The following is a 12,515-nucleotide window of genomic DNA, read 5'->3' as shown; positions in this document are numbered from 1 at the left end:
GGAGTGTTTCCGATGGATAACATTGAAATCTATGACATTACGATTATTGGCGGCGGGCCTGCCGGATTATATTCAGCTTTTTATGCTGGCTTGCGTGAAATGAAGACTAAGATCATTGAGGCGCAGTCAGACCTTGGTGGGAAGATTCATGTCTATCCGGAAAAAGTGATCTGGGATGTAGGCGGCATCGGCCCTATTACAGGCGCAAATTTGATTAAACAGTTGAAAGAACAAGCGATGACGTTTAACCCAGAAGTTGTCTTGAATGAAAAAATTGAATCCATAAGCAAGGAACAGGATACATTTTTGATAAAAGCTGCTTCTGGAAAAATCCATTATTCAAAATCAGTCATCGTTGCCATTGGTAGTGGAATCCTGAAGCCCCAAAAGCTGAAGCTTGAAGGTGCCGAAAAATTCGAGGTATCAAACCTCCACTACATGGTTAATTCTCTTAAGTATTTCAAAAATCGTACAGTTGTCATTTCTGGCGGAGGCAATTCGGCCATCGACTGGGCCAATGCGTTAGAACCGGTTGCAAAAAAGATCTATCTGGTGCACAGGAGAGAATGTTTCTCCGGCCATGAATCACAAGTGACCCAACTGATGAACAGCACTGTGGAATGTGTATTCCAATCTTGCCTTACCAATTTAATTGCAGATGAAAGCCGGACATCCATTGCTGAAGTCGAAATAACCAATCAGTCTACCGATGAAGTTCTCCACCTTCCTGTTGATGATGTTCTGGTCAACCATGGATTTGATCAGGATGCTTCCTTGCTCGAGAAAAGCGAGCTGGAACCAAGGATGATTGATGGCTTTTACATTGATGGGACTCCTACGAGCGAAACATCCGTACCTGGTATGTTTGCTGCAGGAGATATTTTAAAACATGAAGGCAAATTGAATTTGATTGCCGGCACATTCCAGGATGCAGCCAATGCGGTCAATAAGGCTAAACAGTTCATCGAACCGGCAGCCTCCCATTCTGCAATGGTGTCATCTCACAATAAAGTATTTTCAGAGAGAAACAAGGAAATGATTCTTGAGTTAATCAATTGAGACTTATGTTAAAAGGAAATCTCGGTACGACTTCTTGTTCGGGCATTTTTATCTCCAATGTCTTTGAAGGACAATCTTTTAAAGGGTAAAATAGGGATACGATGACGAGAATGAGGAGTTCGTTATGTCAAAATATAAAAAACTACGGCAACAGGAACGATGGGACCATAAATACGATTCACTCGACCTGAAAAAGCTGCTGACGATCCTGAAGGAGAATCGCCGCGACATCCAAAGTAATCAGCAGCTATATTATGACCCTGATCAGGATGAGCTGGATATCAAGAATTATTACCGCGGTGCTCAGGATCTGGACTTGTCCGGTCTGGCTCTGTTTTATAAATTCCATACGATCATATTCCAGTCCCATAAAAACCAGCTCCCCTACTTCCTGGCCAAGGATTTGTATTTGTACACCTGGGTCGATTTATATCCTGATGGATCTGCTAAGAGTATCTATTCCAGCCAGATGAAGAATCCTGAGTCATTGCTTATTGAGGATAATGAAACACTAAGAGAGAAGTATGATGAGTTTAGAAGGCGTTCCCGGAAAATCCAGGTGAATGGCTTTGATTCAATCAAGGAATTGAAGGTATTTGAGGATCATTTTAAAATGAACACCGAGCACATTGTGCCCCAGTCCTGGTTCGAGGGCGCTGAACCGATGAAGGGCGACCTGCATCACCTGTTTGTCTGCGAACCTGATTGCAACATCTCCCGTTCCAACTACCCGTTTGCCGACTTTGATTTTTATAACCCTGAATCGGAAAATGAACCGATTCAGAATAACTGCGGCGTCACGACAGGATTCGAGTTTGAACCTGAGCATGGCAAAGGAGCTTCCGCCCGGGCGATGCTTTATTTTTTCCTGAGATATCCGAAAAGAGTAAAAAAAGAATTCAAAAAGAAGGTCGACATCACGCTGCTCGCCCGCTGGAATGAAGAGTTCCCGCCCACCCTTTATGAAAAGCACCGGAACCAGGCCATCTATTATATCCAGGGAAACCGCAATCCGTTTATTGATTTTCCGGAGTTGGCGAAGAAGATTGATTTCCCATGGTAAAGCTGAACCAACATGATCTGGTTCAGCTTTTTGTATGTATTCGTTTCTTATTAAGTTACTGCTGATTTTCAATAACATCAAAGATTTTCCTCGTGGTCACGATCGAGGCTGGAAAGAGAAAAACGATGGAGAAAAAAATCTGAATGATAAAAAGAAGTAGACCATACGGAAGCAGACTTGCTTCGATTAACAAGAAAATATAATCAAAGATTTTTATATAGATAAGCAAGAAGATTACTGATAAAACAAAAAACACGATTTGCTTCGCCATAGATGTGCCCCCTCCGCCACTGCAGTTATTTCTATTTTAATAAAACATGACAATATACACAGGACCTGCTGGCTTGTTACCGAAAATTTCGTTAAATACTCCAATTGGGCACATGTTCCCCACACTTGTTACCGTGAACCTTAATTCCGGTCTTTCACGGGCACAAGTTTCTCCATCTTGTTAACGTGAAACCTATTTCCGGTCTTTCACGGGTACAAGTTTCGCCATCTTGTTACCGTGATTCCTGATTTTCCTCTTTCACGGGCACAAGTTTCGCTATCTTGTTACTGTGATTCCTGATTTTCCTCTTTCACGGGCACAAGTTCACCCATCTTGTTACCGTGAATCTTAATTCCGGTCTTTCACGGGCACAAGTTCCTCCATCTTGTTACCGTGATTCCTGATTTCCCTCCTTCACGGGTACAAGTTCCTCCATCTTGTTACCGTGATTCCTATTTCCGGTCTTTCATGGGCATAAGTTCACCTATCTTGTTACCCTGATTCCTAATTCCAATCCTTTGTACGGGCACAAGTTCCTTCAACTAAAAAGGTAACAAAAAAAACGTCAATCCTTCTTGGATCAACGCATCATCTTGTTTATTAATGAATTAAGAGGTTAACAGGAAAAAGGCTCCTGCTATAAATCCTAATCCCAATATGAATATCAATATTCTCTTTACTATTGATGGGAATAGCATGAAAATTATCAGGAAGAAAAACTCGAAAACATTTGTTGGTACACCTGGACCCACCTCTTTAAGGTCCTTTTTTTTAATGAAGATTGCCGTCAATATACAAACTATACCCAATACTATTAAAAAAATTGAAATGAATACTAATTCCATTTAAATACATCATTCCTAAGATGTAAATCTGTTCGCAAGATTAATTATTATGCTTATTAGATTTTAAATAAAGTGGTAAATTCTCCCGCTTTCAAATGATTAATTCGGGTTTTATATTTAATTCAAGGGTCCATAAAGGCCAATCAATTTGCCAGTGGTTGCATCGAAAACAACTGTTGGTTCATGACCTTTTAATTTTATATTGACCTCCCATTGCTTTCTATTTAAGAGTTTATACCAAAGTCCCTGCCTTGAATTTAGTGTTGCTTCAACGCTATCAGGTGGGAGTCCTTCTAACTCGCTCAAATCCAGGGTAGGAGTAGAATCTCCCCATTCTTCTGATGACTTTTGTAAAAGTTCAACTGAGTGGACTATAGCTTGTCCTGTAACCATTGGATTCTGTTGATAGATATAAATCATTGCAAAAAAAATGATCAAAATTGGGACAACCCACTTCTTCATAAAAAAATCTCCCATCTAACATACCACCATAAAAGTACAATAACCCATAGGAATATTAAACTTTAACAGTCCATTGTTTCGTTTTCCCAGCATTGATGAGTGCCACTTCATTCCCTGATATCCACTTAAAGGTCCCCAGATGTGAAAACAAAGCTCCATTCATTGCGTCTTTCAGATATTACTTTCACACTCTTTATCTCTTCACCCTTTTGATTTTTAATGTTTAACTTGACATTCAGATTTGTTTTATCTTTTATGTTTTTTCCTAAAGCAATTACGGCTTACGTATCACTTTATACACTATGTAAATAAAGGCAAATATCAGGAAGGAATATGCGATGACCAATGATTGTTCAGCATCCCCTGTTTCCTTTCCATAGGCAATGATTAGAAGGAGAGAACCAGAAATAATCATAGTAATGCCAAAAATATCGAGACATTTCATCCCCCTCTTTTATTAAAAAAGCTGTGTTAGTTTAATGTTGATTATACTATTTAATTAGGCTGCCATATAATGACAGCCTAATCGTTTGTTTTGTTTAACGCCCCGTTACTACAATAGCTGCCACTCTATAAGTTTTTTAGATTCGAACTAACCAGGTTGTCAAACATTTGAATATCTTTTATAAAATCGAACCCTAATTTCTCGTATGCATTTAAACTATTGTACATTCTAACGGCCACTGCATTATATTCGGGAATGACAGTACAGGAACATCCAGATGCCCCAAGTATTTGGTAGGAACCTGCGGGTAATTCTGAACCTAATTCATTGTAATCAACAGATATATCACCATCTTTCACCCACCATAGAAACCCGAATTTCGGAAGTTGATGGGGTAAGGAATTAGGGCTTTGCACCGTAGTAGTTAGTTCAAATATTTCTTGTGGAAGTATTGACCTATTTTCAAATATCCCTTTGTTTAAATGTAAATTACCCCAAAATGCTAATTCTTTGGCACTTACATAAAGATTTCTTTCATCACCTATATTTGAGCCAATTCTTAATGTTGGATAATTCTTTAACGTATCTATATCACAGACTAAATTGTTATTCCCTTCAGTAACCCAACCAGTGTTTGTCCAATTCAAGGGCTTAAACACTCTGTTTGATAGGACTTCATTTACTGTCATGCCAGTAGCTTTGTATAAGATCTTCGCTAATATTTCGGGTCTCTTTCCCTCGATGTTAGTTCCTAGATCAAAGACACGGTAAACTGTTCTATTTTCAAATTTTAGACCAGTACATCTTGTTAATAAATGTCTGATTGTTGCCTCTCCAAGGATGTCTTTATTATATTCATCATCTAAATAGTCACTTAATTTATCATCCAGGTTTAATAAGCCTTCATATATAGCTAATGCAATGGCAAATCCAATATAAGTAACTCTAACGGAATATACATTGAATCTTGAATTGCTATTTATCTGTATTGCACCTTGCTCATAATGGTGCCTTCCAGAATACCACTCGTGTACTATTTTATTATCTTTCATAATAACCAATGCAGAACCTGATGCATTCATATCTCTTCTTACTTTTTCTGTATATAAGGTGAGATCTTTAAATGCATCTTTGTTAAAGGTTATATTCATCTCTAAATCCACTATCCCCTTTATATTTCACTCTTAATGCTTCGTTGAAGAAGCTGCACTTGTTATATCACGATATTTGATGACGTAAGTGTATTATAAGTTTCTATATTTGGTATTAGATTTCCTTTAATTATCAAGTCTTTTATGTTAACGTCATTTCTTTGGTGTTAAATAGTTTTTAAAACTTGTAACCAAGTAAGATAATTATTAAGATACTTCGTTGCAACACCCTTAAATCCTTTTTAGCCTACTGTGGTAGCTGTTGACGTTCTGGAAGCTATTATAAAAGAAATTCACTTAAAAAGTGGGGTGTACATTCCTTAAAAAAACAGACGATTCTACCCTTCAAGTAACTGAATATAATACATGGCCTCGCCATTCTCCGTTTCTACATAAATCGTCCCTTTATTCCCGTCATTCGTATCATACAAAACGGTTCCTTTAGGTAACTTTGTAGCTGAAAAATTTGTGAAAAACAGGCTTGATGTCGTAACTTTTTTGATTTTTCCGATTTCCTCACCCTTTTGAATCCGTTCCTTTTCTTTTTCAAACCATTCCAAGTTCGTGACATTACTGTAGATAAAACCATCATATTTCAAAATATCCGCGTTATCATTCTGCTTTAGAACATCTCTTGCAGTCACTCTGCCGCCATCTGCACTGCAGCCGGCCAGGAACAATATTAGAATCAGTAGTGTAAGTACCATGATTTTCAGTTTCAGCATTTGTTTTCTTCCTTTAAACGTAATTTAACGAGACTTTATCCTTCCTAAACTCACGGCATACGAAAGCCTTACTCGGGGTATACTCAAAGAGATGCTCATATATGGGAGGTTTTACTAGTGAAAGAAAGCTCTTCAACACAACGTTATATGCCTATGACTTCAACAATGAGCGGGATGATTCAGAATGGTGCGGCTGGTGTATACAGCCTTACTGTCCAGATTGTAAACGTTTGTTTTGTCCGCATTTCCGAACAACCTGGTGACTGGGTGCTGATCGATGCCGGAATGCCAAAGTCTGCTGATAAAATTATTGAAGCTGCAGAAGAGATTTTTGGTGAAGGAGCAAGACCGAAGGCAATCATTTTAACTCACGGTCATTTTGATCATGTTGGCGCCATAATCGACTTAGTCGAGCGCTGGGAGGTACCTGTATATGCCCACCAGCTTGAGCTTCCATTTTTAACAGGACAACAAGATTACCCCAAGCCTGATGCCACAGTCGAGGGCGGCCTGGTTGCTAAGATGTCCCCTACTTTTCCGCATGAGGGAATTGATCTTGGAACCCATGTACAAGCTCTGAACGAGGATGGAACGATACCGCATATGACCGGATGGACATGGCTGCATACCCCGGGACATACTCCTGGGCATGTGTCACTGTTCAGGGAGTCCGACCGCGTCCTGATTGCAGGCGATGCTTTTGTAACGGTCAAACAAGAATCCCTGTACAGCGTGCTGACTCAGGACCAGGAAATAAGCGGCCCTCCCCGTTATTTGACGACCGATTGGGAAGCAGCCCGCACCTCCGTCCAGAAGTTGGAGGCACTGCAACCCACTTACGCCATCACCGGGCACGGAATCCCGATGGCAGCCGAGACTTTAAGAGAAAATCTCAGAAAGCTCGTTGATGAATTTGACGACATTGCCATCCCCGATTACGGGAAATATGTGGATGGTGAAAAATAGATGGTTAGCAAGGCTTGCCTACATTAAGGCAGGCCTTTCTATTTGGTCCACTTCATTATCAGGTTTAACAGCCCTTGATCATTTCAAAAAAATCCTCGATCATCTCTTTGAATTTTTCCTTTTCCTCCAGGAAGGGTGAATGATTGCTTTTTTCAAAGACATAAAAATTCGAAGCAGTGATCAGATGATGTATTTCTTCTGAAAAAACAAAAGGACATTGCGAGTCATGCCTGCCGCAATAAACAATAGTTGGCGTATTGATTTTTGAAATGGCCTGTCTAATATCGAAAGATGGAAGTTCTTCATACGAAAAATAATCCAATCGCTGCTGAACCACTTTTCCACTGCTTGGCTTAGAAAAATACTCATCAAATCGGCCTGGATCAAATAATGACATTTCGGTCCATTCTCTGCCAGCCTCCATTCTCGCCTCCCTTGTTGAGTCACTGGATTTTAGGATGGAGAAGATCTCCTTCAATCTTTTATTTGCAGGGTTTTTGGCACTGTATATGCTATCTCTATGCTCCATATATTGATTTGTAGCTGATGCCCCGCCAATTATCAGACTCCTTAATGAACCAGGATATTGAGCAGCATACACTAGCCCTAACATGCCCCCAGTGGAATGTCCGGCAAAACTCCATTGTTTAGAACCGAGCACCGTCCTAATCGCTTCCAAGTCCTCAACTGACTGACTCATGCTTAGCTCATCTTCCTCTTGCACTCTCGCTGACTTTCCTGCTTCCTTCAAATTCACTAGATAGACTGTAAAATAGTCAGCAAACAAATCGGCAAAATAATTTCCTAGATGATTAAATTCACTATACAGATGAGTCACACAGAGCGGCTCCCCTTTACCTGCCACAAATACTTCAAACTGACCTCTTTCTGTCTGAACCAGTCGTTGTTCCCACATATCTTTCTCCTTCTTGATTAAGTTCTATAAGTAAAATAATTCCACAAAAACAGCGTTAATCCTCCATTGGGACTAACGCTTTTGTCGGTTATTCTTATGGCTGTAGAAAGACAGGTTCTTCCTCAATGTTCTCGATCCATTTATATTCCTTGCCATCCAATCCCCGTTTCACCCATAAATCAATCTTTTTGCCATCCTGACGCAGCCAGGTAATATTAGTTCCGACAACTTGTGGCTGACGATCGAATTCGTTTTTCTTTGGATTAGAAATTTTGGTCTGTTCATCCTTTTTTATATCGATGGCATACAGTGCTGTGAACATCGTTGGAACAGGACCTTCATCCCACTCCTTGTTTTCTTTCGAACGGGCTACAATCACTTTATCAGGAGAGTACCAATCTAAATCTAGATCAACATAGCCTTCAGGGGTGTACTGCTTTTGCTGGATTACGGCCGGCATATCCGCGATGCTGGTTTTCTTGTTTTCCACAAAAAAACGCCCTTCTCCAGAAATATAGGCAAGTTGATTGGCTGCTGGCGCCCACTTCATCCAGTCTTTAAAGCCCAGCATATTCCCCACCGACTGAAATTGTATTCCCTCGTTGGAAAGGACACATAATGTATTGCTATCCATCGACCATGAAGCTGTGGGGATCAGTATGAAAGCAACCCATTTTTCATCATTACTCCACTTGAAAAAGTCGGCATCAATCCCGAACAAATCGGGTTCACGTGTTTTAATGGTATAAAAGGATTCCATCTTATTTTTATCCAAGTTTGCGTTGATCGGGATCTTATAAAGTGGAACTGGCCCCCACCCGGTTGGCCGTAAACTTGATTGAGAGGAAACAATGAATTCCCTTCCATTCGGGAACCATTCGAAGCCACTCACACCCAGGGCCACATTCTCAAATCCCTTTGGCCTGCCATCCTTCATTCTTGTTACATTCAATACACCATGAGAATTATAGGCCAATTGGTTTTTAATCGGGGACCATTTATAATCAGACGTCTCAATTTGATATGGCTGAAAGCTCTCTTTTTCCTGGGTATCATAAATGAACAGATCTGATTTTTCACCGTGTTCATCTCCGTCAATAAAGGCAATAAACCGCCCATCATAAGACCATTTTGGCGATTGCACATCTCGGCGCTTCGTCACCTGGACCTCTTCACCTCCGGTTTTGATCCACAACTGATGGTCACGGACAAAAGCAGCAGTCAGTGGTGATTCAGCGCTTACTTCTATTGGTAAAAGAAACATCAGCACTCCGTACAATAATATCCTCAGTCTCAAGAACATCCCTCCTGTTAATAGAGTGTCCTGTCCCCTGGAGAGGATTCTTATTTAGGGGGTTATTTTAATTCAAAAAAGGGTAAAGAAAATCTATGCTAGCCGACTTGCTTGCTAAGTACTTTCTGCTGAGCTTTCTTTTTCCTGATGGGAAAGGAGAGTTTTGCGGGAGGTGGTTAGGTGAGCAAAATCTATGGAATTCCCAATCTGGTCGCATACCTGGCCTCGGCAGGCTTTCCGCTAACCGAGGAACAGATCCAGCAATTCATTGCTGAGAAAGACATCCCACATCTAAGACCTGCTAAAAATCTATATGTCTTTAACTCAGACCATATTGATTGGTGGATCCAGACTAAGCGGCTGGACCATAGTTAAAACCCTGCATTTGCAGGGTTTTATACTTCCTTAATAGTGGATCAAATGTGAAATATATCGATCCTCCTATTTTAACAGAGCTACTTTCCTATTCAGAAAGCAGCATTGTACAGAGCTTAAAGGTTTTCTGAACTTATCTCCGGTTGTATCAGATTTATCTCCAGTTGCAGCAGTTTTATCTCTGGTTGCAGCAGTTTTATCTCTGGTTGCAGCAGTTTTATCTCTGGTTGCTGCCATTTTACCTCCGGTTCCACAATATTAATCCCGCTTTTATCAGTTTTAATCCTGGTTTTAAGATTTTTAATCCCGGTTCCTGCAGTTTTATTCCCGGTTGCGGTTTTTCGTTTGTTTAAGTTCCCTCAACTTGGCTCCACAAAAAAACTGAACCATCATCAACCTGGTTCAGCTTCTAATCATATTCTACAAACGCGTATCCGGCATCTTGTACCATTGCCAGGGTGGCAAGGACGCATTCGTGAACTCTCTCGATGGATTCTCCGTTCACGAATCGGCGGATTCCTTCGATTCCAAGCGCGAACTCTTTCAATGCAAGCTTCTGTTTTTTGCCTGTATTGCGTCTCTTAAGACGTTTTAAATTATCCGGCTGTAAATGCCTTCTTAAAAAATAAAGGATTTTTGCGGGTGATCATCAAGACAGCCCTCACCATAACGTTCAAGTTTCTCAATCTCTTTTTCATCGATAAAATAATGCTTGTAATTGTCCAGTACGGGAATAAGCGCAAAAATCTGCCGCAAAGCCATTTGCAGGGGTGTCCTGCCTTTAAGAGTAATAAACCTGAAAGAGCTTTTGGATTTCAGTTTGAAATCCTAACCTTGTTTCTTTTCCAATCTAGACAGTCTACATTCTAAATAACCTAAATCAAATTTATATCTGTTTAAGGTATCCTCAATGGCATCCATAACAATACTTGGATAATCACCTTTTAACTCCTTCTCCAATTCAACCATATCAATTTGTATAAGTCGAATAGCTTCTAATATTTCGTTCCTTTTAATCAACCGAAAAATTGGTCTAATCCTTTGCGAAGGTCTAAAGTTCACTTTTAGCACATCCCATACCTTTTATACATTTATCCCTAATCTTGTCAACTCATCCTCGTTCATTACATATGAAAAAAGAGCTGCCAATACACTTGTCCTGGTTGCTCCTTTAGATTATTGCAAGCTCTTCTTATCTATCAATTTCACAATACTTTGTACATCTTCTTTACGTAGTAAGAACATTGGTCCAGTGTAATTCTCTCTTTGGATTCTCCCTGTGTTTCTGTCAGGATAAAGCCATAAGAGTATTGTGTCAGAGGTATCATCTTTGTAGGAAAGTAATATCTGAAAATTTTCACCTTCATCTGTCATTGGACCCGAATGAGACGAGGCATCCTCTAATGCTTTTAAAATAACTTCTATTTCTTCGGTTTGTTCAAAAACTACTTTTCCCTCCTTTAGCTGGCCCTCAGTTTCTGAAAAACATCCCAAGCCGTTTCCTGTTATTGTTATCATACTGACAGACTTTACCAAATCAATTCTTTCTTTTTCGCCGCTATTATCATTGAAATTAAGAATTTTTTCTTCGGGTGAACAAGCAGCTACAATCATGATGATTCCGAATAATATAATTGCACTTTTCTTCATCAATATATCCTCCATAAATTAGACGATGTCTTCATAGTATGGTTATCTCTAACCTGGCACCTTCAATCCCAAGCATCCGCAGAACCAGCCTTCTGATGGTTGCTATCCTGCATGCTAAAAAATCATTCTTTCCTGTTATTGTTCATCATAAGTCAAAATAGACATCAGCTTTTGTGAATCTTCCTCACTCAACTTTGCATATTTTTCAGCGTCGGAAAGAATTCCTATCATATTATCATTGTGTTCTGGATATAGTTCGTAAACTGCTGACGGAGCTTGTTTTCCTTCTGTTTCGTCTTTATCCAAGAAAAAATAGATTATATAAGCAGGATCTCTTGTAGTAGCCCAATTACCATCCTGCCACGTTACTTCATTAAGTATGTTTTTGACTTCCGTTACTTTGTTTGAATTCATGATTGTTTTTAGAGTTTCATATTGATCATTTTCCTTGTTTCGCATATCTACCCTGATAATTTCTACAGATTCACTTACGCAGCCAGTTAGCAATAAGGTCAGTATCAGCATTCCATACACAACTTTTTTGAGGTTCATTGTTATTCCTCCTCCGTTATATATAAACAGACGGATTTCTCCGGATTACGTTACCACTTTCACGTTATAACTTCTCTATGACTTTTCCTTCTTTAGATATCCCTAGTATGGAAGCACCTAAAAGTTCTTCGCCTTTGGAGATCAAGAACCAAAGCCGCTCACTATTGTTGTATTCAATAATCTTAGCTTCGTAATCATTACCTTCTTTTGTTACAACTTTTACTTTCTCAATCTCAGGTGATAAAATCTTACCCCTAATAAAATCGGTATAACCGGCAAACTCATTTTGTTCCAAATTAGAGTAGCCCCAGTCTAATTTCCTGTCTTTAGTTATCTGACTGGAATAAGAACCCAAGGCTTCCCATCCCAATATTCCTTTCTTAAAAATGGCTGTTCCAAAATATAATTCACCTGTTGGAACTGATTCATAAAAGGCAACGGCATGGTTTTTATCTAAAAATTCCACATGTGCCATACTCAATAAAGGTTCATTGATCGTATGAACAATGCTTTCGATTTCTTTACTATCATCTTTTAAGAGTATGTTAAAAAAATATCCTCCAAATAATGCAATACCAATAATCACAAGAAGACGAATTCTTTTAGTCATCATTAACTCCTTCTCCCTTAATACTCACCATTTCGTCAGTTTCGTAGATTACTAGAATCTATCAAGATTTAAAGGAAACTGCCTAAGAAAAGTTATAGTTTTATTTAACCATATATTGTAAGTCTTGGTGA

At 39.4% G+C, this 12,515-nt stretch carries 17 protein-coding genes and 1 pseudogene; 4 read left to right on the top strand and 14 right to left on the bottom strand.

Features of this window, described 5'->3' with window-relative positions:
• The first annotated feature begins 12 nt into the window (after positions 1-12).
• Entirely contained in the window at positions 13-1,059 is a 1,047-nt protein-coding gene (locus FOF60_RS10600) for an NAD(P)/FAD-dependent oxidoreductase (RefSeq protein WP_192472429.1), read from the top strand.
• A gap of 124 nt (positions 1,060-1,183) precedes the next feature.
• A complete protein-coding gene (locus FOF60_RS10595; RefSeq protein ID WP_192472428.1) occupies positions 1,184-2,122 on the top strand; it encodes an endonuclease I family protein in 939 nt (312 codons plus the stop codon).
• Between the two features lie 55 nt (positions 2,123-2,177).
• Here the strand turns inward: FOF60_RS10595 and FOF60_RS10590 are convergent, their stop codons facing one another.
• From FOF60_RS10590 to FOF60_RS10570, 5 genes and pseudogenes are all read right to left on the bottom strand, one after another.
• Positions 2,178-2,393: a hypothetical protein gene (locus tag FOF60_RS10590; RefSeq protein ID WP_192472427.1), complete on the bottom strand. Its 216-nt coding sequence runs from the start codon at positions 2,391-2,393 to the stop codon at positions 2,178-2,180.
• Positions 2,394-3,355: 962 nt separating this feature from the next.
• Positions 3,356-3,700, bottom strand: coding sequence for a hypothetical protein (locus tag FOF60_RS10585; protein ID WP_192472426.1), 345 nt, complete (start codon positions 3,698-3,700; stop codon positions 3,356-3,358).
• A 570-nt stretch (positions 3,701-4,270) separates the two neighbouring features.
• Positions 4,271-5,308 carry a serine hydrolase domain-containing protein gene (locus FOF60_RS10580; protein WP_264647671.1) on the bottom strand — a complete coding sequence of 346 codons (1,038 nt, stop codon included), beginning with the start codon at positions 5,306-5,308 and terminating at the stop codon, positions 4,271-4,273.
• A gap of 50 nt (positions 5,309-5,358) precedes the next feature.
• A pseudogene (locus FOF60_RS10575) lies at positions 5,359-5,569 on the bottom strand (IS1595 family transposase); the annotation flags it as partial.
• Between the two features lie 65 nt (positions 5,570-5,634).
• On the bottom strand, positions 5,635-6,021 hold the full coding sequence (locus FOF60_RS10570) for a hypothetical protein (RefSeq protein WP_192472424.1): 387 nt from the start codon (positions 6,019-6,021) through the stop codon (positions 5,635-5,637).
• A 147-nt stretch (positions 6,022-6,168) separates the two neighbouring features.
• Here FOF60_RS10570 and FOF60_RS10565 point away from each other — a divergent pair, with 147 nt between their 5' ends.
• Positions 6,169-6,987: an MBL fold metallo-hydrolase gene (locus tag FOF60_RS10565; RefSeq protein ID WP_192472482.1), complete on the top strand. Its 819-nt coding sequence runs from the start codon at positions 6,169-6,171 to the stop codon at positions 6,985-6,987.
• A gap of 64 nt (positions 6,988-7,051) precedes the next feature.
• On the opposite strand, the gene FOF60_RS10560 is transcribed toward FOF60_RS10565, so the two are convergent.
• Both FOF60_RS10560 and FOF60_RS10555 read right to left on the bottom strand, forming a co-directional pair.
• Positions 7,052-7,903, bottom strand: coding sequence for an alpha/beta fold hydrolase (locus tag FOF60_RS10560; protein WP_192472423.1), 852 nt, complete (start codon positions 7,901-7,903; stop codon positions 7,052-7,054).
• A 94-nt stretch (positions 7,904-7,997) separates the two neighbouring features.
• Positions 7,998-9,200, bottom strand: a complete 1,203-nt coding sequence (locus tag FOF60_RS10555) for a TolB family protein (protein WP_192472422.1) — start codon at positions 9,198-9,200, stop codon at positions 7,998-8,000.
• 177 nt (positions 9,201-9,377) lie between these two features.
• Here FOF60_RS10555 and FOF60_RS10550 point away from each other — a divergent pair, with 177 nt between their 5' ends.
• The gene (locus FOF60_RS10550) at positions 9,378-9,572 is read left to right on the top strand and encodes a hypothetical protein (RefSeq protein ID WP_192472421.1); all 195 of its coding nucleotides are present in this window, start codon (positions 9,378-9,380) and stop codon (positions 9,570-9,572) included.
• 66 nt (positions 9,573-9,638) lie between these two features.
• Here FOF60_RS10550 and FOF60_RS10545 read toward each other — a convergent pair whose 3' ends face one another.
• The 7 genes from FOF60_RS10545 to FOF60_RS10515 all read right to left on the bottom strand — a co-directional run bounded on the left by FOF60_RS10545 (position 9,639) and on the right by FOF60_RS10515 (position 12,387).
• The gene (locus tag FOF60_RS10545; protein ID WP_192472420.1) at positions 9,639-9,809 is read right to left on the bottom strand and encodes a hypothetical protein; all 171 of its coding nucleotides are present in this window, start codon (positions 9,807-9,809) and stop codon (positions 9,639-9,641) included.
• 172 nt (positions 9,810-9,981) lie between these two features.
• Complete coding sequence (locus FOF60_RS10540) at positions 9,982-10,206, bottom strand: hypothetical protein (RefSeq protein ID WP_192472481.1); 225 nt, start codon at positions 10,204-10,206, stop codon at positions 9,982-9,984.
• A complete protein-coding gene (locus tag FOF60_RS10535) occupies positions 10,191-10,391 on the bottom strand; it encodes a hypothetical protein (RefSeq protein WP_225650273.1) in 201 nt (66 codons plus the stop codon). Before FOF60_RS10535 ends, FOF60_RS10540 begins: the two co-directional genes overlap by 16 nt.
• A gap of 9 nt (positions 10,392-10,400) precedes the next feature.
• Positions 10,401-10,634: a hypothetical protein gene (locus tag FOF60_RS10530; protein WP_225650265.1), complete on the bottom strand. Its 234-nt coding sequence runs from the start codon at positions 10,632-10,634 to the stop codon at positions 10,401-10,403.
• A gap of 114 nt (positions 10,635-10,748) precedes the next feature.
• Positions 10,749-11,222 carry a hypothetical protein gene (locus tag FOF60_RS10525; RefSeq protein WP_192472419.1) on the bottom strand — a complete coding sequence of 158 codons (474 nt, stop codon included), beginning with the start codon at positions 11,220-11,222 and terminating at the stop codon, positions 10,749-10,751.
• Positions 11,223-11,357: 135 nt separating this feature from the next.
• A complete protein-coding gene (locus tag FOF60_RS10520) occupies positions 11,358-11,774 on the bottom strand; it encodes a hypothetical protein (protein WP_192472418.1) in 417 nt (138 codons plus the stop codon).
• A gap of 64 nt (positions 11,775-11,838) precedes the next feature.
• Complete coding sequence (locus FOF60_RS10515; RefSeq protein ID WP_192472417.1) at positions 11,839-12,387, bottom strand: hypothetical protein; 549 nt, start codon at positions 12,385-12,387, stop codon at positions 11,839-11,841.
• Positions 12,388-12,515: the final 128 nt, after the last annotated feature.

Source organism: Mesobacillus jeotgali (assembly GCF_014856545.2).
In the GTDB taxonomy this organism is placed as follows: domain Bacteria; phylum Bacillota; class Bacilli; order Bacillales; family Cytobacillaceae; genus Mesobacillus.
Note: the sequence above shows the minus strand (reverse complement) of the source record. Positions and strands in the feature narration are given on the sequence as shown.